Consider the following 20,323-nt stretch of genomic DNA (forward strand, 5'->3'; position numbering starts at 1 on the left):
CTATTATTTAAAGGTATATTTGAAAATCCATCCTATTATTTTTATTCCCGCCATAACGCTTCCTTTTACAGTTCCTGACACCTTTGAAATTCCTATTCTATTTTTATAGCGAACAGGAATTTCTACGTAAGTCATTTTTTGTTTTAGAACTTTAAGTTGCATTTCGACCGTCCATCCATAGGTTTTGTCTTCCATATTTAAAGCGAGTAACTTTTCATATTTTATGGCTCTAAAAGGACCCAGGTCTGTAAATGTTGCGTTAAAGAAGATTTTCATTAAAGTTGTTGCCAGCCAGTTCCCAAAAATTTGCTGTGGCGTCATCGAATTTTTTTCTCGTAAACGAGCCACTCTGGAGCCAACAACAAAATCAATATTGTCTTCTAATATCGGAGCAATAAGTTGAGTTAATTCGTCAGGGTAATCAGAGTAATCTCCATCTAAAAAAACAACAATATCGGGTTTTATTTCTTGTTTCGAAATGTACTCCATTCCTTTTAAGCACGCATAGCCATAGCCTTTCCTGTTTTCTGAAAGTACGGTGGCACCAGCTGCTGCTGCCACTTTAATAGTATTATCAGTCGAGTTGTTAGAAATAATAATAATTTCATTAACTGAATTTGGAATTTCCTTAATAACGTGTGCAATAGCTTTTTCTTCATTATAAGCAGGAATAATTACTTTTATCTTACTCATTAGAAGCTTATTTTATTGTCTTTTTTGAACTCAGTTATTGAATTCCATTCTTTTATTTTGATCCCCATAGAATATTTTTCAGCTTTAACGAGTTTATTTTTTTTGTAAAATAATGAATAACCATTTAATTGATCGTTTTCAAATTCACTTTTTTTATTGATTGCCTCATTTGATTTGTAAAAAATCCACCACTTGCATTTTTTATTAGCGGTATAGTGACCTTCTTCTTTCTTATTTCCATTTTCGAAATAATAAAACCAGTAATCTACTTTTTGATTTTGGTTTAACCAACCCTCTGATTGTAATTGTCCGTTTTTAAAATAGCTTTTTTGATAGTTTCTTTGAGCGGAAGCTTGAAAAAAAGTAAATATAATCAATAGGTAAATTACTCTCATCATGTTATTTTTGGTTAATTAAATCCATTAAATCAACATCGTTTCCTAATAAAATTTCATTCGAATTGATTCGACCTGTTGGTGTATCATTTTCTAATTTCAATACTCCTCTAGGACATACGGCCGCACATATACCACAACCCACACAAGAAGAACGAACAATATTTTCTCCTTTTTCAGCATAACTACGAACGTCAATTCCCATTTCGCAATAGGTAGAGCAATTTCCACAAGAAATACATTGACCACCATTAGTGGTAATTCTGAATTTTGATAACAGGCGTTGTTGCAAGCCCAATATTGCAGCCATAGGGCAGCCAAAACGACACCAAACACGATTTCCCATAATGGGATAGAAGCCTACGCCTACAACCCCACTAAAAGCGGCACCGATAGCGAAACCATACCATTCTCTCAACGAATTACTGTCAATAAAAAGAATATTTTGATTCCCTGAAAAATAATTAATAAAAAGAGAAATAATAATAATCGCTACTAAAGAAAGCATAGTATAAATGGCATCTGTATCTAATTCTTTGCGTTTAAATAGATATAAGGCTCCTGTAAAAACGATTAGGAAAATAACGATGCCCCAAATAAAATGGTCTTTAGTAACAAAGCTCATTTCAGGATTATTAGATAAGAATGAAAATATAACGGCGATGGTCATCACAAATGAGAATACTAATACGGAGTGGATCATCCATCGTTCAATTTTCCAAGATGTATCTGTCTTACTGGATAAATGTCTATAACTATCACCAGCAGTTTCTGCCAAACCTCCACAACCACAAACCCAAGAACAGTACCAGCGCTTTCCATAGAAATAAGTTAGAATAGGAGAGATGATGAAAATCATGGCTATTCCGAAAAACAACATGAACATTCCTAAATTCCCGCCTTCAAACATGTTTTTTAAGTGCCATTCATTGAAGAAATAATAATTAAGAGGCCACATATTTTTTAGATCCTTAGCAAAATAAGCTTTCTCGGGATTCAATTTTTCTAGTATTTCAGGAATTAAAAAAGCAAATCCCAATTGAAAAAACATAACCGAAAGGGTGCGTACCAACTGGTATTTATTATGAAGGTATTTTAAAATAAACTTATATCCTAAACCCAAAATGGCTATGGTATAAAGTGTCCCATATACAAACCATTGGCTAGCGGCTTTACCATTTAAAACGTAACTTAATGGATCAAAAAAGCCAACAATTCCCGTACTTTTTCCGCCGTCTTGATTCAGTCCTAAGTATTCTGGATACCAGTACAAAACAATATAAAATGTGGTTAGTATAACTCCCATCATCCAAGCCCAATTTCCTCTATTAGTGAAGTCCCTGTGCCATACACCGTTGTTTTTTATTCCTGGAGGCTTGTTGAGATAGGTTCTATTAGCGTATACTACAATACCCGTGAAAATGGATATTATAGATCCTGCTAACCAAAATCCTTTGTTGGGGAAAGAGACATTAAATAAGGCTAGTGTCATAATGAATAGTCCCAGTAATCCAAGTGTAATACCTAATTTCTGGATGCCGTCCATCTGTATGTTCTCATGAGAGGCGATGGAAATATTGTCAATTGATTTGCTCATGTTATGTTGTTTTTGCACCAACGAATTGGTTAATAAATTGTTTACGGATTTCTTTTTCGTATGATGTAAAAAACTCGGGGTCAAAATTAGCTGCTTCTAAATGATCAATGACATAATCCACGGTTTCTTTGTTGGTTAGGACTTTGTCAAAGAACTCATGACGCATTCGTATCCCAAAGGTGTTGATGCCTAAAAAAGTGCGGTCCTTTTTGTCAAATGAGATTCGGATTGCTTTTTTACCCGACTTATGCTCCCAGTAAAACTGTTCCTCGTTGTCTTTAGCTTTAGCCCAAACCCATCCGTATGTTTGATATTCAATGTCTAAAAACTTGGCAGAATTGAACCAATGTCCCGGTTTGTAAGCGGTGGGTGTTCCTGTTAATGTTTGTGCCAATACTTCTCCCATCATGCGACCAGTATACCAAACGGCCTCTATTGGTCTTCGTAGATCAATGGCGTCATGCTGTTCAGCGCAATCCCCAATCGCATAAATATCTTTAAAATTTGTTTCTAAGAAACGGTTCACTTTAATTCCTTTTCCTAGTTCTATTCCGGAGTCTTTTAAGAAATCAATATTTGGAGAAACACCTGCTGTCAGGCCAACGATTTCACAATCAATGGTCTCTCCTTTATCGGTAACAACTGCTCTTACATGTCCTTTTTCATCCGAAAGAATTTCAATCAAATTAGTATCTAACCTTAAATCAATATGGTGTTCTTCTATGTGACGGTTGATCATTTGGCTTTCGCCGAAAGGTAAAACACCACCCCAAAATGTCTTTTCACGTACTAAGAAAGTGACAGGGATATTACGGGAACGCAGCATTTCAGCCAACTCGATACCAATTAAACCTCCACCCACTATTACAGCACGCTTTGTATTAGGTGCCCAGCGTTCTAAAGCCTCTAAATCCTGCTTGTGATAAAGACCGGTAACGCCTTGTAAATCTTGTCCAGGCCATCCATATTTATTAGGTTTTGAGCCTGTTGCTAGTACTAGTTTATCATAGCCTATCTTTTCATTGGTAGATAAAATAATTTCTTTAGAAGCAGGAACTACAGCGGTAACTAATCCTTGAACCAAATTAATCTTATTTTTTTCCCAAAAATTGTTTTCATAGGACTGTGTGTGCTCAAACTTCATGTGCCCCATAAACACGTACATCAAAGCGGTACGAGAAAAGAAAAACTCAGTTTCAGAAGAAACAATAGTAATTTTTGAATCTGATTTTTTTCGAATATGACGTGCAAGCGTAACCCCAGCAATTCCGTTACCTATAATGACAATATGTTCCATATAAAATGAATTTATTCGTTATGTATTCAATAAAAAGAGACGCGATTGACTTTAAAGTTTAGCATTTAATACCATTATGTTTAATATAGTCTAGGAAAATAGACCGTTTTAAAACTTAATCTAAAAGATAGCATAAGATTATTATAATTTATAAAAACTCCATTAGTTTAACATCAAAGCGTAAACGTTCTATTTCGTTTTAAAGTCGGTTCCAGGTATAAAATAGTCAGCATCCTCTTTAACAAATTTGATATCGGTTAGTGTTGCATGTCCTAATTCATCGGTAAGACCTTTTCCTTCTTCCCATCCCCAGAAAACCCATTTTGTAGCGATAGGAATACCATCAACTTCTTTGTATTCTAGATATTGAATTGCATGTGGATTTTTCTCTGCAGCTTCTTTACCACCATTTATTGAAACAATGTATGCCGCTTTTTCTATTAAATTGGTTGTTTTATCGGCATAAACTACATACCAGTCATCTGGTGCGTCTCCAGTTCCTGATTTAAATGTTAGCTTTTCTGTTAGGTAATTTGTAGCGTCTTTTTCTTTATTATCGTATTCATTCCATATTGTTCCTGGATCACTTAATTTATGTGGAAAAAGGAAAAAATATTCCCATGTAAAAGCATCAAATCGGACAGATTCTTCATTAGGAATCGTAGTAGAGTAGTAGACTTTATCCTTGTTGAATACTATTTTAGCTCCATTTTTATACTCAATAACTCCTTTCGTAGAGTTGGTCAGAATTGTAAATTTGGCATCCATCCTATCTTTACCGCCAAACTCTAATTTAAGATTAAACTGCACTGCTTCCTTAGCTGAAAATTCTTCTTGATGGTGTGCTTTTTCTACTTTCTCTGTAAATTTTAAGTTTTCTTCATTCGATTTACATCCTACAGCGGTAAGAATGATCGCTGTTAAAGCTAGAGCAATTTTTTTCATTATGAATTGTTTAATTATTGTATTGATTATTTTTAAGATGTCTAATTTATAATCACTAGACACTACCTTTTATCGGATGTTTTTTTTGTAATACTGAAGCATACTTTCAGTAGAATGTCCTAATCTGCGTTTAAGATGAATAATAATAAAATGGTATTGTAAACGCCAAACCCCATTTTGTTGATACCTTCTAGCCGAAGTAATTATATATTCAGGAATCACGACAAATTGTTTTTTGGCGTAAAGCCTTGAAATAATTTCATTATCCTCATAAATGATAAATTGCTCATTGAAACCTTTTATTTCATCAAATAATTTTTTGGTAACAAATAGCGATTGATCTCCGCCACGGCAGGAAATATGATTGAATCGAGTGAACCACTGTGAAACCATTAAAACGGGATGTGCGTAATCAAATTTCATTCTGAAACAGCCCGCCTGCCTTCCTTGTTGAATGGCATCATTGATAATGCGGTCAAAATGATGGGGCGGATAACTATCGCAGTGCAAAAAATAAAGGACGTTTCCTGTGGCCACTTTAGCTCCTACATTCATTTGTATCGCTCTCCCTTTTCCAGCTTGAACTAACTTCACGTTTGAACTAGCTTTTATTTTATCTTGAGAACCATCTGTACTGCCTCCGTCAACAGCTATTATTTCAATTGTTTTTTTTTGAAAGGCTTTATTTTCAAGATGCGATACTAACTTAATAATGCTGTTTACTTCATTAAAAACTGGGATTATTATCGAAATTTTATTCATTCAAACTCCAGTTGTACTCTTTGTAATTGACCTTGGCTTTGCTGCTAATTTTGATAGTACTGTATTGGTTTAAAAAATCAATAACAGAACCTTTTTTCTTAAAGTCACCCGCGAACCAATCGAATATTTTTGAAATTTCGATTTTATTCGTTGTTATAGTATTCTTAGTTTTATCGTTAATAAAACTTTTTGCTGCAGCTGCTAATTGTTTGTCTAATTTTGCTGCAGTATAAGCTTCATTTAGTAAATTAGGACAAGAAAAAGAAGCACAATTAATGGCGAAATGTATTCTTGGCTCATCCATTTTGCGAAGTATCTCATGTTCGATTTCTTCTAAACTGTATTTTTTATTTCCTAACGTAAAGAATTTTTTACCCCAAGGGTCATTAATATCTTTGATGCTTTTAGTTGGATAATTATCTAAAATTAATTTTACTGTAAAAGCGTTATATGCATTAATCCAATAGGCAAGTGTAGCATTTTTTGACCATGATTTTGTAGGGACATTTGACGATAATTCATTAAGGTAGGCCTGCAATTCTTTACTGTCTTTTTGAAAACCTTTATAATTTACATTTCCGTCTTTAGAAACATTTTTTTGCAATAATGTATTCCATTTAGCATGATTCATACTTTGATCATCAGCTGTGGTCGTAGTTTGGTATGCTTTTGTTGGAATTTCTGGATTTGTTTTATTTTTTCCACATGAAAGCAGAGGCAATAAAAGTAGAGTTAAGAAATATTTTTTCATCATTGCTATTTTTAAATTATACAAGTTTAGACAGTCATAAAAGTAGTTCCTGACAAAAAAAAAGAAACTATTTTTTTAATGGATATATTTCTTGTTCAATAAAATCTTTTGGGAACTCGTTTTCATCGTCAAAACCAAGTTCGATATCTCTTCCATCTGTAGGTATGTAATTGGTTTTAAATATATAATCCCATAAACTTAGTGAAATTCCAAAGTTGACACCATATTTGTTCGGTATTTTTTTACTGTGGTGCCAGATATGCATTTTAGGATTATTAAATATGTATTTTAAGAAACCGTAGTCCCAACCCACATTTGCATGATTTAAATGACCTATCGCAATCGCAATGAAATGCACAATAAAGACATCTTCAAGGTTTACACCACCAACGAGAATAATAGGAATATACAGTATTGATTTGTAAACAATAGGTTCCATCCAATTGTACCTAAAATGGGCAGCAAAAGCCATTTCCTTCACGCTATGATGGGTTTTATGAATTTTCCATAAAAAGGGAATCGTATGCAACAAGCGGTGCACATTCCATTGCAGGAAATCACTAATGATGAAGAATAGGAACAAAGCCAAGGGCTTAGGCATCTCAGATATAGAGAACAGCTGAATAGATGTTAACTCAAACCCAAATAAATGGGGTATGTCATTAAGAAACTGTTCCATTACATTAGATAATGCAATGAGAAGAATTAAATTGAGTAAGAAAAAATTAAAAAACAGATAAAATAAATCCAACCAGAAATCTTTACGAAAAATGGCTTGTTGCTTTCTCCAGGGAAAAACAATTTCAAGGAACCAGACTACCAAAGAAATGGCAATTAGTCCATAAAAATAGTTATCCCAGTTCCAATATAAAATCTCGTTTTTCAGGTAATTAAAATAACCGCTATAGGAATTCAGTAGTATGTCAATGTATTTTTTCATTTTTGCCAATCCGTATTTCAAGGTTTAATGATATTTTTTATCTCCTTTAGTTTAATTTTTCGAAGTTATGCTTCGTTTCTTTGCCACCCATTCTAGGCTTATAAAGAAGATCTGTTACTATTCTTTTTTTAGCTAGGATAATAGTTTTAAGCTAGCGATGTCATAGGAGCTTTGTTCTAAATCTTCATAGGTATCGATATCATTTAAAGTGTCTAGAAGCGATACTTTCTGATTCTCTAAATCCTTCATGGTCATTTTAAAAACTGTAGCTGTTCCCCAGTCTTTATTTTGAAAAATAGCAGGCATGCCTTTTTTTAGTCCTAATAAATAATAACCACCATCTTCAGCCGGACCAATTACTACATCGTGATCTACAAGCTTTTTAAATGCTGTTTTAATAACAACGGCTTTCAAGTCAAATAAGTCACTGCCTACAATGATACAATTTTTGTAACCCATTTGAAAAAGTGTAACAAAAGCTTGATGCATCCTTTGTCCTAAATCACCATTGGCTTGCACTTTTTTTTGATAAAATGCTGGAGACCAAATGTCATTCTCAATAATGGTAGTATCATAAAATACAAATTTATCACAATCAATGGAATAGGTTTCATTCCTGGTATGTAAAAGTAAGTCCTTGTAGACAGCTAAGGCTTTTTCATTACCAATTGTTTTTGCGAGTCTGGTTTTTACTTTTCCTAATTCAGGATTTCGAGTAAAAATGATTAAGGCATCAGTCTTCATAAACCTTAATTCCTTTAGTTAAGTAAACACTCCATGCTTTATTATAAGTATGTATACTGTCTGTTACTTTATTTTGGTTGTTCACCACTTTTTCGCCAGTGTTTTTATATTCAAATATACCTCCATATAAATTAAAAACATTCTTGTAACCTAATTTTTGTAATTTTTCACCTACTCGCTCACTTCTTACACCAATAGAACAATAGACAATTATTGTAGCGTTCTTGTCTTTGACATTTGCCAAAACAGTATCAGACTTAAAATGATCGAAGCCTGCGGGAAGAGCACCTTTAATGTGACTAACTTTGTATTCTTTTGGTTCTCTGGCATCCAAGAAAATCAAGTTTTTTTTATCTTTGAGATCATTTACTTTGATATAAGGGACCGTTTCTTTATTCATTTTTTTTAAAACCTGCGGAATGCTATTCTGTGCAGAGAGTACAATTGAAAAAAAGAAACTAATAAAATAGATATAAAGACGCATGGTATTTTTTTTATAAAGATATTTAATTTATTAGACGTCTAAAAACTTATTTCCTGACAAAATGGCCCTAAAAAAAATAAAGATAAAAGCTCTAGAAGTGTAAAAACAATGATGTTTGAATAGGTTCTGCTTTTCCATTAAAAGGAAAACTAGCAACTGCTTCAAATTGTTTTGCATCAGTATTAAACCTTCTTAAAATGACTGCGTCACAAAGAAAATGCATCGCAACCGTAGTAAAAAGTTCATTTGCAATTATCATTTTTTCGGCTGTTAATTTTCTAGCGATAGATACATGGGGGGCCACACTTTTATGGGTAATTGTAAAACGAGTCTCTTTTTGAAAACGCTTCATAATAGGAACCAGCCTTATTTTCGAATCCGTATTTGGAGCTATAAAAAAAGCACCGTTAGGATAGCTTCCATAATGATCTAAAGTTATGGGCACTTCCATAACCGAATCGGCTATTCGAGTCAATTGTTTTTTGATTAGTTCTAATTGTTCTACAGATGCTAAAAATTCTCCGATGGTAATGTGTGCCAATGAATTTTTGCTATTGTACCATCCAATTTTATCTGCTAAACGCTCTTTTAAAATTTTCACTTCTTCCACTATTTCTGGAGGTGGTTGAAAAACAATAGAGTAGGTGCTTTGCATCATTTTAATTTTTGATAAAGTTAGTATACAAATTTTCAACTAGAAAGAATGCGGCGTCTTTATGCCATTATTTTATAATAATCGAATTAAAGACAATTTAGAAACTTAAAATTACCTTTTGTCTAAAAAAATCTTTAAAACCCCCCTTGTTTAACATATAAAACCAGCCAAACAAGTAATTTAAAACTACAATTAATAATATAGTCGGAAATCAAGTAGCTTGCATTGATCATAGTTTTTTTGAAACAATGTTTCTACAATGTCAAACACGTTGTCATCTTCTTTAAAAAAGCTAAAAAATGCCTGGTCAAGATTAATACTGGTCAGGCTGTTAAATGGCGTTCCATACCCTGAAATGGCTTTTGCTCCTGTAACATCTATGAAATATTGTGCTTCTTCCTCAGTCAAATCTAGTATTTTTGTATTGGCAAAGTGCAAAATTTTGCCCGTTAACTTTCCTTCAAAAACCTCTGCAATTTCGTCTAAACTGTAAAAGTAATCGTTAAGGCAAATGTTATTTCCTTCGCCTTTCATGACAAAATAAATGATTTCATAATCCTTGAAACCATGATCATCATATAATAGAGTACTCAAGCTTTCCTCAAATCCTTCAATAGTATCGCAGGTTTTGTAGATACTAGCCAAGCCGTAGTTTACAGCTAATTGTTCTAAATTAACAACTACTTCAGTCTCGGTTTCAGTTTCTATATCACGGACTCCTTCAAGGCAAAAGATAAAGGTATCTTGTTCGATGAAATTGGCTTTGTCAAGATGATTCATTAATAAAAATAGATTTTAGGGAATAATTAATTTCTGTACAAAATTAATCAAGTCATTTTTAAATCTACCTTTTATTAACAAATAAATAGCTTGTGTGTAAGAGTAAATAGGGGTTAATTTTTGGCATATTTATTAGCGATTATGCTAATAATGAAAATTTGCAAGCCGTGAAAAAGCATTAAGGGCAATATAATTATTCCCAATGTTGCTGCATTTTGAAACAATATTTTCGAGAAAATCGTTCCGTGAACGAGCGACTTTTTTGTTCCACAAAACTGTGCTGTAATACGATCTTCACGATCGAAATTAAGTTTTTTGACTATAAAACCGATTAAGTAATATACAAAATAAAATAAACTCAATACACAAAGTGCAATTACAATAAGACTAGATGTGTTTAAAATACTAAAAACTTTTTCCTCAAATGAGGTTGCAAAACTTTTATAAATAATTAATAAAATGACTGATTTATCAAAGGTCGTCAAGTAGTTATTGTACTTAATGGCTAACTTTCCTAAATAACGATGTAATAGTAGACCCAGAATCACCGGAATCAAAACTTCAGTAATTAACTTAAAATAAATGGCACCTAAATCAAAGTTTGCGTTTTTGCTATTTAGGAACAAACCCATCCATAGCGGAGTAAATACAATTCCTATTAAACCAGAAATACTGGCATTAAATATGGCTGCGGGAATATTTCCTTTCGCAATGGAAACCATGACTACACTGGATGAGACAGTAGATGGGAGTGAGGCTATAAAGTAAAAAGCCAACCAGATTGTTTTGTTATGCTCTGTTTGCATAAATGGGTAAAACAGTAATACAATTATGGGAAATAGTAAAAAAGTAGAAGCTTGCACTAAGAGGTGCAGTTTCCAATTTACTAATCCGCTTTTTATTTTCTCTGGACTTAGTTTTAATCCGTAGAAAAAAAATAAAAGCGAAATACCCACACTAGCCATAGTATCTAAGTCAAGCGGACTTGATTTACTCCCGTACTGCGGAAATAAATAAGCTAAAAACACTGTAATAGTTATGGCGAGAACGAATTTATCAATCTTTATTTTCATTTTTTTGTGCGCTAAATGATAAATTTGAGGAAGTACCATCAAAGATAGTAACATACAGAATATTAATCCTCCTGGAATCATAATTGTTAAAGGTTTTTGAATCTCTGACCTCATCAAAGCAATCATTTAAATAGGTCTTTTCAAGTATAAATAGCATCTGAGATGGCTTTTTTTACGGTTTCAGGGGCCACTCGACCGCTAATGGTCATTTCAACAACAACTTGCGCATCGGTTTTTTTCATTTCAATTACATAATGAATCTTTAAAATATTGTTTTGATTTTTCTACAGAAACTTTTTCGAGCGCTACTAATTATTCGTGTCAGGGTAGAAATAGTTTTTACAATATAAAATAAGTACAATGATGACTAATAAATTTCCTTTCAATTAATTTAGAGAAGTGCCAATAATTCTATTTTATTAGGATAATTACACTTGAAATTTTATATCAAATCTTTATTATTACACATTAATTATGCGTAAATTAGCATTGGCTACTGCCAAAATTATTAACTAAAAGAAACTATTATGAAAAACCTAGGCCTTTTCTGTTTGCTGTTGACTTGTATTGGACTCGTAAGTTGTAAAAATAATCAAAGTGAAAAACTCATTAAAGCTAAGGAAGCTGTAGAGATAGTAAACGTACAGTGCTATAGAGCATTTTATGAAGAAGACACGCTTGATTTAAAAATTAACACTTTCAAAAATGGAGATATAACGGGTAATATGGAGATGGCAATTTCTAATATGCCCAAAAAGGTTGGTGAAATCTCCGGAGAATTTCGTGGTGATACCTTATTTGCCAGTTATACGTTTATCCAAGGTGGATATAAAGAAAAAACATATAAAAATCCAATGGCATTTTTAAAACGTGGAGATCAGCTTATTTTAGGGGACGGAAAAATACAAATTACTTTGGGAGCTTCTCATTTTGTTAAAGGTGAGCCTATCGATTTTGAGAGTGTAAAATATAAATTTGACGCTGTTGACTGCGTTGACAAATAATAAAGAAATAAGGGGAGAGTAATTTCCCTTTTTTAATTATGCACCTGATTTATTTGTCGGTGCTAATTATAAAATATCCCCCGCTATCGCGCGAATCTTTTTGCGTGGTAGCGGGGGTAAATATTTTAAAAACATTTTGGCCCCAAATTAATATTGACGTGACGATAGAATATATTGAGTGAAGATTACAATTAATAAACTGTTTAAGCGTACTAATCATATTTCAAAGCTCCCCTTTAATGACTTTTAAATAGGCTGAAATTTGCCCGCGATGGTATACTTCATGTTCGATTATCTTTTCCAGAATAAACCATGCCAATATCATTTCTTCTCCGTCATCACTATGGATTGTTTTGGTCAGTTCCTTCTCCGTTAAGGTCAAAATTAAATTTGCTCGTTGCTTTTGCAAATGTTTGAGATGGATGATTTTTTCTTCATACTCATGACGCTCAAGAATTGGATGTGACTCTTCGGTACCAAGTACCCAAATGTATAGGTCTGTAGAAGACTGTACCATTTTTATAAATAATTCATCAGCATTAATAATGTGTTGAGCGATATGCCCAAAACTCAGAGAAGTATTGTTCAATCTCCAATTAATAAAATCCTGAGGAACAGATTCGAGTCGTTTGATTGTACGTTCTCTGATTGCTTCTGAAAATACTGCTATGTCAAAAGGTTTAAGGGAGATTACATTAAAGCTGGCATTCTTTTTTTTGTGACTTTCTATATGGTTGTGCAATAGATTCTTTAAGGAATCTAGGTAATCAGTCATGACCTGTTTAGTAATTTGAGGGTCCACATAGGAAGGGATAGTTATGGGGTTTTCACTCAGGAATTTATATAAATCAGGATAATTAGTATTAATATTCGAAGTTAAACGAGTTACTTCATCTAGTAATTGTTGTAAATCTTTCATATTAAATTAATTTTGGATACAAGACAGTTAGATTAAAAAGTAAGTTAAACAAAGACTTTGATGACTATAGGATTGACAAGGGATAACAAGGTACAATTAAAAGGACGTTATATTATCTAGTTTTACTATGGCTTAATATTCAAGCGCAGTGGCATCAATTTTCACCATACTAATTATTTTGTGTTCGGAATTTTCTTCCATTTACCTATTTTTATAGGTGATAATGAATAGAAAACTATAATTTATATTTAGGACTACAGCTATCACTTTTGCAAGAAAGTGTTCTCCGCTAGATAACAAACTAAGTTATGAAATTTATTGTTTATGTGTACTGCAAATGTCGTAAATAGCTTAAAATGAGATTCAAAGTGGAATTAAAAATGAAAATAAGTTTCTATTTTTCTGTTTCTGCGAATTATTTGGTGGTTTTATTTTGTTTTTTAAGCCGATTTATCAGCACAAATTTAAGAGAATCCATAAGGTGCTTCATCTAACTATTTTATACAGTTATGTCTAAAGTTTTTTATTTAATTCCGTAAGGTTTGACTGGTAATTCATCCTGCCATTTCTCTCCATATTTTTTATTTAAATATTCTGAAATCATCTGATTATTTTTAGACGCTCTTCTAAAGGAAAAAGGGTCGATTGCGCAATTCTCTATGATCAGCCCAATTCCATATTTCTCTTTAAAATTCAAATATTCTTGTGGTATTTTATTATCAATTCCGTGAATAATAAAATTTAAATTTCTGTCAATATTATATAAGTTCATTACTTCATTTTCATTGGTAAAAGTATCTTTATCAACTTTGTGACCTTCTTCATCGTAACGAGATATGATGCTAGTTAACTTTCCATTATCCCATTCTGTTTCTGTATAAATTGTACCATTAGTATGATATGATTTCCATATTCCATGCTTCTTGCCCTCTATGAAAGTTCCAATAGCTTCCCGATTACCATTCTCTTGAAATATTTCCCATTTGCCAGTTTTCTCTCCATTCGAGTATTTTCCTATTTGAAATAGATTTCCGTTATCATAGAAATGTTTCCATTTTCCATTTTTTATTTCATTGGTAATTTTTCCTTGAGCTTTTAGCTTTCCATTTTGATAAAAGTCTTTTTGTATCGTGCAAGAAATGAATGTCAAAGAGGTTATAATTATAAGGAAAAGTTTTTTCATAATTTTTTCGGTAACGTTATACTAGAATAAATGCCAAGAGTTATAAATTATTACACTAGCTAAGGTAAAAATAAAAGAACATAAACTATCAAAAGGTTTTTTTATTTTTTATAAACGTACAATATATTGTTTTTCAGTGTTTTAATATTATTTAGATGATTATCATTATCTTGAATAATGTGCCCTTTTAGCACGAGAGTTGAGTGCCTTGGATATAGCTGGTTTAGCAATTATATTTATGAGGAGTAAGACAGTATTCAAGTTCTCCAAATTCTTTTTTAGGAGTTGCCTAGATAAAAACGCTTCGTTTTCTTTCTTATTCATTATAGGTAATGTACAAAAGCAAGCATTGTAAATTAGAAGTAGTTATATATGCTTGTTCCTTGACTGCTTTTTCGTCTATGAAATCATACAAATCTTATAGGAACTTTAGGCAAACTTCTATTTCGATTTATTAACGATGGAATTAGTTTGACCTTTGTTTTTTAAAAATTAAACATTTATAAAATGAAAGTATATATTTTAGTGATTAGCCTTTTCTTTTTAGAATTTAGTTTTGCTCAAGAAAAGCCAAGCGAGAAAGTATGGTCTTTACAGGATTGCATCACTTATGCTCTAGAAAACAATATAACAATAAAGGAAGCTTCTTTGAATACAAGTATTGCAGAGGTTGATTATAGTAAAGCAAAATCATCGCGTTTGCCTAATTTATTTGGTAGTGCCTCTCAAAATTTCTCTAATGGGAATGCCATTGATCCTATTACGAGTAGTTATGTAACGGATCAAATTTACAATACTAATTTAGGGATTAACAGCTCAATGACGCTGTTTCAAGGAAACCAAATTAACAATCGTATCAAGCAAAATAAATTAGTTGTTGAGCAAAATACTTTTTTAGAAGAAGAAGCTAAAAACAATATTGTGATTAGCATTCTTCAAACATATTTGCAAGCCTTGTATAATAAAGAGGGGATTGTAATTGCCAAAAATAATTTGGCTGCTTCAGAAAAAGAAGTGCTACGAGCAAAATCAAGATTTGATGCGGGATCGATTGCTTTAAATGATTATACCGAAGCACAAAGTCAATCAGCGACAAATAAATATAATTTGATTACGTCCAAAAACACGTACCAACAATATTTAATAACATTAAAACAGTTATTAGAACTGCCTCCGACAGAAGATTTTGAAATTTCAGATCAAAGTAATTCTTTAATGAGTGCAGGATTTGATAAAATGGATATTTACAATAAAGCTTTGAATTATTTGCCAGAAATAAGTTCAAGCAATACAAATATTGCAGTAAATAAAAAGGAATTAGACATTGCAAAAGGAGGTTACTTGCCCACATTATCACTTGCAAGTAGTATAGGTTCTGGGTATACGAGTATTAATGATAGTAATTTCACAGATCAATTGAACTTGAATTTTAATCAAAAAATAGGTTTGTCACTAAGTGTTCCCATTTTTAATAGAAACCAAACAAAAGCTGCTGTACAAACTGCATCAATTAATATCGAAAAAGCAGAAATTCAAAAGCAAACTGTTGTTAAAGAAGTGTATAAAAAAGTTGAAACAGCTTATCAAAATGCTATTTCAGCACAAGAACAGGTTGTTGCTGCAACGGCTTCAAAAGAAGCCGCTACCCAGTCGTATAAGCTGGCGCAAAAAAAATATGAATTGGGAGCGCTAAGTACTACAGATTTAGTGATTAGCCAAAACACATTTACAAATGCAGAACAGAATTATTTACAAGCTAAATATTTAAATATTTTATACTATCAACTATTGCAATTCTATCAAGGAAACGACATCAAACTTTAATATTAAAAAAATGAATAAAAAGAAAATAATCATAGCAGGTATCGCATTAGTAATTTTGATTGGTATTGGGTACACCATTTTTAAAACCGATGATAATTTGCTTATCGAAGCAAAAACTGTTGAGGCAAAAACTGAAAATGTAACCACAAGGGTAACTGCAACTGGAACCGTTGAACCTATTATACAAGTAGAGGTGGGGACACAGGTTTCTGGAGTGGTAGAAAAAATCTACGTGGATTACAACAGTGTAGTAAAAGCAGGTCAGCTAATTGCAGAGTTAGATAAAACAAATCTTAATTCCTCTTTATCACTAGCGCAGGCAGCTTATGATAATGCGGTGAGCCAAAGGTTTTACACCAAAACTATTTATGACAGACAAAAAACTTTGTTTGACAATCAGGTGATTAGCAAATCAGATTTTGATGATGCCCAATATAACTATCAAACGGCAAAAGGTACGGTAACGCAACGTTTATCAGACTTACAAAAAGCAAAAACAAATTTAAGCTATGCCAATATTTATTCGCCAATTGATGGCGTTATATTGTCTAGAGCTATTGATGAAGGACAAACAGTAGCAGCAAGTTTAAGTACACCAACCTTATTTATTATTGCAAAAGATTTAAAAGAAATGCAAGTAGAAGCAGATGTAGATGAAGCAGATATAGGTCAAGTAAAAGAAGGACAACGTGTTGAGTTTACTGTAGATGCTTACATAGGTAAAGTTTTTGATGGAGTTGTAACGCAAGTTCGTTTAGATCCTACAGTAACATCAAATGTAGTAACCTATACGGTGGTTATTAAAGCTGATAATCCAGATTTAAAATTAAAACCAGGACTAACAGCAACTATTTCTATTTACACACTAGAACTTAAGGATGTGTTAAGTATTGAAGCTAAAGCTTTTAATTTTAAGCCCGAAGATGCGGTGTTATCAAGTTACAATGTACAACATAATTTACCTATCAGAACAATCAAACAAGCAGATAACGCTCGTACAGTTTGGGTGTTGAATTCTGATAGTTCCTTAAGTCCAAAAACAGTTAGCTTGGGTGCCAGTGATGGCGTAAATGTACAAGTTTTAAGCGGTATCAGTAAAGGAGATAAACTAGTATATAGCCTAAAAGAAACGACAGAAAAAGTAGCAAAACAAGGTGCAAGTGAAAGTCCTTTTATGCAAAAACCACCAGGAGCTGGTAAAAAATAAGTAAATCATCATGAGTAAAGAAATTATTAAAATAGAAGATTTAAAACGAGAGTTTATTATGGGAACCGAAACGGTTCATGCGTTGAGAGGCATTTCGTTTACCATAAATGAAGGCGAATTTGTCACAATAATGGGGTCTAGTGGTTCTGGTAAAAGTACGTTGCTAAATATTTTAGGCTGTTTAGATCAGCCTACATCTGGGATTTATGAAATTGATGGAGTAAAAGTAAAGGACCTCAGTAGAGATCAGCTGGCAACTATAAGAAATGAAAAGATTGGATTTATTTTTCAATCCTATAATTTATTGGCTAGAACATCTGCTATTGAAAATGTAGAATTACCACTTTTATACAACAGTAAGGTTTCTACTGATGAACGCAGAAAAAGAGCCATTAAAGCCTTAGAGATGGTTGGTTTAGCAGATCGAATGGATCATACCCCTTCGCAACTTTCGGGGGGACAGCAACAACGTGTAGCTATTGCAAGATCGTTGGTTAATAATCCGGTTATGATACTTGCAGATGAAGCAACAGGAAATTTGGATACAAGGACATCTTATGAAATTATGACCTTGTTTCAAGATCTAAACAAACAAGGAATTACGATTGCTTTTGTAACACACGAACCAGACATTGCCACATTTAGTGGTAGAACAATTGTATTAAAAGACGGGCATATTACGCAAGATTATAAAAATGAAAATATACAATCTGCTGCTGAGCAACTTGCAAAATTACCTAAACAAGACGATTAATTATGAGACTATTAAATTTACTAAAAATCGCTACTAAAGCTATTGTTCTAAATAAAACAAGGACTTTGCTTACTATGTTAGGAATAATTATTGGAGTCGCCTCAGTAATTGCAATGTTGGCTATTGGTGAAGGTTCAAAAGAAAGTATACGTTCGACTATTTCAAGTATGGGGTCCAATATGATTACCATTAGACCCGGAACTGATGTACGTGGAGGAGTGCGACAAGAACGTAGTGCTATGGAGACTCTAAAACTAAAAGACTATTTAGCCCTAAAAAAAGAAGCTACCTTATTGACCTATATTTCTCCTTTGGTAAACGGGGGTGGTCAAGTTATAAACGGATCGAATAACTGGCCGTCTACAATTTACGGTGTGAATCAAGATTATTTAGAAATTAAAATAACAGAATTACAAAGCGGGAGTATGTTCACAGATGCCGAAGTGCAGTCTGCTTCTAAAGTAGCTTTGATTGGTCAAACGGTTGTAGATAATATATTTCCAAATGGTCAAGATCCAATTGGACAGATGATTCGTTTCAATAATATTCCGTTTACAGTCATAGGAGTATTAGAAGAAAAAGGAGAAAATACTTTTGGACAAGATCAAGATGACGTAGTTATTGCACCTTATACAACCGTACAAAAAAGAATTTTAGCAATAGATTTTTTGGAATCTATTGTTGCCTCAGCTGTGAGTGAAGAAGAGGCTCCTCAAGCTGTGATTCAAGTGAGCGAAATTATGCGTTCTCAACACAAGTTAGCAGAAACCGCAGAAGACGATTTTAATGTACGTTCTATGGAAGAATTGATTTCGACCTTTAGTTCTACAAGTGAAATGCTAACGGTGCTTTTAGTCGCAATAGCTAGTATTTCATTGTTAATTGGTGGTATCGGAATAATGAATATTACGTATGTTTCGGTAAAAGAACGTACTAAAGAAATTGGTTTACGAATGGCAGTAGGGGCAAGAGGGTCTGATATTTTAATGCAATTTTTAATTGAAGCTATACTAATAAGCATAACAGGAGGAGTCTTAGGAGTAATGTTAGGACTTGGTGCTACTGTTTTTATCGAAAAATTCTTAAATTGGCCCACAAGTGTTGCTTTGTATTCAATAGTAATTTCATTCATAGTATGTGCTGTAACCGGAATATTCTTTGGATGGTATCCTGCAAAAAAAGCAGCAGCTTTAGACCCAATAACCGCTTTACGTTACGAGTAAACAATTATGAAAAATAATAAAAAAATAACAATCGCTTCGCATTTGCTAGTTTGGATATTTCTGTTTAGCATGCCATATCTATTGACATCACAACAAGAAGGCGTCAATAGAATTATAGCACATTTTTGGGTTCCATTAGTATTTTATGCGATAATTTTTTATACAAACTATTTCCTTTTAATTAATCGATTTCTGTTTGCTAAAAAAAACATAGAGTTTATTAGTATCAACGTTTTATTAATTGTGGCTTTTATATTTTTAAAAGAGCAAAACGAAATTGCTTTTTTTCAAGAGCTTATACGGGATAAGCCAGTGAACAAGGACGGGGAAGGGGGGCCGCCTTTTCAATTATTTATTTATATGCAAATGTTACCGTACTTAGCTTCAGTTCTTTTCTCTGTAGCGGTAAAAACGACTAATAGATTAACAAAAAAAGAAGCTGAAAGTAAAGAAGCAGCTAATATTAAATTAGAATCAGAGTTGCAGCATTTGCATTATCAGTTACAGCCACATTTCTTTTTTAATTCATTGAATAATATTTATTCTCTTGTAGACACTTCTCCTGAGCAAGCTAAAAAAACAATTCATAGCTTGAGCAAACTAATGCGTTATATGTTGTATGAAACAAATATGGAGCTGGTGCCACTTTCTAAAGAAATCGATTTTATGAAAAGGTTTATCGATTTAATGAAGTTGCGCGTTTCAGATAAAATAATTGTAAATTATAATTTTCCCACAAAAGAAACAGGAATTCAATTAGCCCCATTGTTATTCATATCGTTAATAGAAAATGCTTTTAAACATGGAGTTTCCGCTAGCAAAGAAAGTCAGATTTCTATAAATATGACTATAGAAAATAAGAAAGTATTATTTATAATTGAAAATGATAATTTTCCTAAAAGAACAGATGATAAAAGTGGTTCTGGTATTGGGTTACCAAATTTAAAGAAACGACTAGAATTACTTTATCCTAACAAACATATTTTTGATACTACAATAAAGAATAATTATTTTTTAGTAACTTTAGAAATAGAAACTTCTTAATAATAAACAATTTAAATTTAGAAAAAACAGATTGAAAACAGAAATATTA

The 20,323-nt window shown here is 32.6% G+C and carries 21 protein-coding genes; 6 read left to right on the top strand and 15 right to left on the bottom strand.

From position 1 onward, the window contains the following. Positions 1–3: 3 nt before the first annotated feature. From QO182_RS06215 to QO182_RS06275, 13 genes are all read right to left on the bottom strand, one after another. Positions 4–693: a glycosyltransferase family 2 protein gene (locus tag QO182_RS06215; protein WP_371560525.1), complete on the bottom strand. Its 690-nt coding sequence runs from the start codon at positions 691–693 to the stop codon at positions 4–6. After that, complete coding sequence (locus QO182_RS06220; protein WP_371537246.1) at positions 693–1,091, bottom strand: toxin-antitoxin system YwqK family antitoxin; 399 nt, start codon at positions 1,089–1,091, stop codon at positions 693–695. Before QO182_RS06220 ends, QO182_RS06215 begins: the two co-directional genes overlap by 1 nt. 1 nt (position 1,092) lies before the next feature. Then, entirely contained in the window at positions 1,093–2,685 is a 1,593-nt protein-coding gene (locus QO182_RS06225) for a 4Fe-4S binding protein (protein ID WP_371560526.1), read from the bottom strand. Between the two features lies 1 nt (position 2,686). Further along, the gene (locus QO182_RS06230) at positions 2,687–3,982 is read right to left on the bottom strand and encodes an NAD(P)/FAD-dependent oxidoreductase (RefSeq protein WP_371560528.1); all 1,296 of its coding nucleotides are present in this window, start codon (positions 3,980–3,982) and stop codon (positions 2,687–2,689) included. Between the two features lie 189 nt (positions 3,983–4,171). Continuing rightward, the gene (locus QO182_RS06235) at positions 4,172–4,927 is read right to left on the bottom strand and encodes a DUF6503 family protein (protein ID WP_371560530.1); all 756 of its coding nucleotides are present in this window, start codon (positions 4,925–4,927) and stop codon (positions 4,172–4,174) included. A gap of 69 nt (positions 4,928–4,996) precedes the next feature. Further along, positions 4,997–5,689 (bottom strand): TIGR04283 family arsenosugar biosynthesis glycosyltransferase, encoded by a 693-nt coding sequence (locus QO182_RS06240; RefSeq protein WP_371560532.1) that lies wholly within the window; start codon positions 5,687–5,689, stop codon positions 4,997–4,999. After that, complete coding sequence (locus QO182_RS06245) at positions 5,682–6,443, bottom strand: DUF547 domain-containing protein (RefSeq protein WP_371537234.1); 762 nt, start codon at positions 6,441–6,443, stop codon at positions 5,682–5,684. Before QO182_RS06245 ends, QO182_RS06240 begins: the two co-directional genes overlap by 8 nt. Before the next feature lie 64 nt (positions 6,444–6,507). Then, positions 6,508–7,380 (bottom strand): sterol desaturase family protein, encoded by an 873-nt coding sequence (locus QO182_RS06250; RefSeq protein ID WP_371560533.1) that lies wholly within the window; start codon positions 7,378–7,380, stop codon positions 6,508–6,510. 132 nt (positions 7,381–7,512) lie between these two features. After that, positions 7,513–8,124, bottom strand: coding sequence for a TIGR04282 family arsenosugar biosynthesis glycosyltransferase (locus tag QO182_RS06255; protein WP_371537228.1), 612 nt, complete (start codon positions 8,122–8,124; stop codon positions 7,513–7,515). Next, complete coding sequence (locus QO182_RS06260; RefSeq protein ID WP_371537225.1) at positions 8,114–8,524, bottom strand: rhodanese-like domain-containing protein; 411 nt, start codon at positions 8,522–8,524, stop codon at positions 8,114–8,116. Before QO182_RS06260 ends, QO182_RS06255 begins: the two co-directional genes overlap by 11 nt. Positions 8,525–8,699: 175 nt before the next feature. After that, the gene (locus QO182_RS06265; protein WP_371537222.1) at positions 8,700–9,266 is read right to left on the bottom strand and encodes a 2'-5' RNA ligase family protein; all 567 of its coding nucleotides are present in this window, start codon (positions 9,264–9,266) and stop codon (positions 8,700–8,702) included. Positions 9,267–9,455: 189 nt separating this feature from the next. Beyond that, the gene (locus tag QO182_RS06270) at positions 9,456–10,043 is read right to left on the bottom strand and encodes a DUF6642 family protein (RefSeq protein WP_371537219.1); all 588 of its coding nucleotides are present in this window, start codon (positions 10,041–10,043) and stop codon (positions 9,456–9,458) included. 113 nt (positions 10,044–10,156) lie between these two features. Next, positions 10,157–11,230 carry a bile acid:sodium symporter gene (locus QO182_RS06275; protein ID WP_371560534.1) on the bottom strand — a complete coding sequence of 358 codons (1,074 nt, stop codon included), beginning with the start codon at positions 11,228–11,230 and terminating at the stop codon, positions 10,157–10,159. A gap of 413 nt (positions 11,231–11,643) precedes the next feature. Between QO182_RS06275 and QO182_RS06280 the strand changes: the two genes are divergently transcribed. After that, complete coding sequence (locus QO182_RS06280) at positions 11,644–12,120, top strand: hypothetical protein (RefSeq protein WP_371537214.1); 477 nt, start codon at positions 11,644–11,646, stop codon at positions 12,118–12,120. A gap of 223 nt (positions 12,121–12,343) precedes the next feature. Here the strand turns inward: QO182_RS06280 and QO182_RS06285 are convergent, their stop codons facing one another. Next, positions 12,344–13,039 carry a DinB family protein gene (locus QO182_RS06285; protein ID WP_371560536.1) on the bottom strand — a complete coding sequence of 232 codons (696 nt, stop codon included), beginning with the start codon at positions 13,037–13,039 and terminating at the stop codon, positions 12,344–12,346. Between the two features lie 523 nt (positions 13,040–13,562). Beyond that, a complete protein-coding gene (locus QO182_RS06290; protein ID WP_371560538.1) occupies positions 13,563–14,222 on the bottom strand; it encodes a toxin-antitoxin system YwqK family antitoxin in 660 nt (219 codons plus the stop codon). Positions 14,223–14,729: 507 nt separating this feature from the next. Here QO182_RS06290 and QO182_RS06295 point away from each other — a divergent pair. The 5 genes from QO182_RS06295 to QO182_RS06315 are packed head-to-tail and all read left to right on the top strand — an operon-like array spanning position 14,730 to position 20,274. After that, positions 14,730–16,046 carry a TolC family protein gene (locus QO182_RS06295; protein WP_371560540.1) on the top strand — a complete coding sequence of 439 codons (1,317 nt, stop codon included), beginning with the start codon at positions 14,730–14,732 and terminating at the stop codon, positions 16,044–16,046. Between the two features lie 10 nt (positions 16,047–16,056). Beyond that, positions 16,057–17,253, top strand: coding sequence for an efflux RND transporter periplasmic adaptor subunit (locus QO182_RS06300; RefSeq protein WP_371560542.1), 1,197 nt, complete (start codon positions 16,057–16,059; stop codon positions 17,251–17,253). A gap of 10 nt (positions 17,254–17,263) precedes the next feature. Beyond that, positions 17,264–18,007, top strand: coding sequence for an ABC transporter ATP-binding protein (locus QO182_RS06305; protein ID WP_371537202.1), 744 nt, complete (start codon positions 17,264–17,266; stop codon positions 18,005–18,007). A gap of 2 nt (positions 18,008–18,009) precedes the next feature. After that, positions 18,010–19,230 carry an ABC transporter permease gene (locus QO182_RS06310; protein WP_371560543.1) on the top strand — a complete coding sequence of 407 codons (1,221 nt, stop codon included), beginning with the start codon at positions 18,010–18,012 and terminating at the stop codon, positions 19,228–19,230. A gap of 6 nt (positions 19,231–19,236) precedes the next feature. Further along, positions 19,237–20,274: a sensor histidine kinase gene (locus QO182_RS06315; RefSeq protein WP_371560545.1), complete on the top strand. Its 1,038-nt coding sequence runs from the start codon at positions 19,237–19,239 to the stop codon at positions 20,272–20,274. Positions 20,275–20,323: the final 49 nt, after the last annotated feature.

The organism is Flavobacterium sp. Arc2, from assembly GCF_041431385.1.
Classification (GTDB): Bacteria; Bacteroidota; Bacteroidia; order Flavobacteriales; family Flavobacteriaceae; genus Flavobacterium.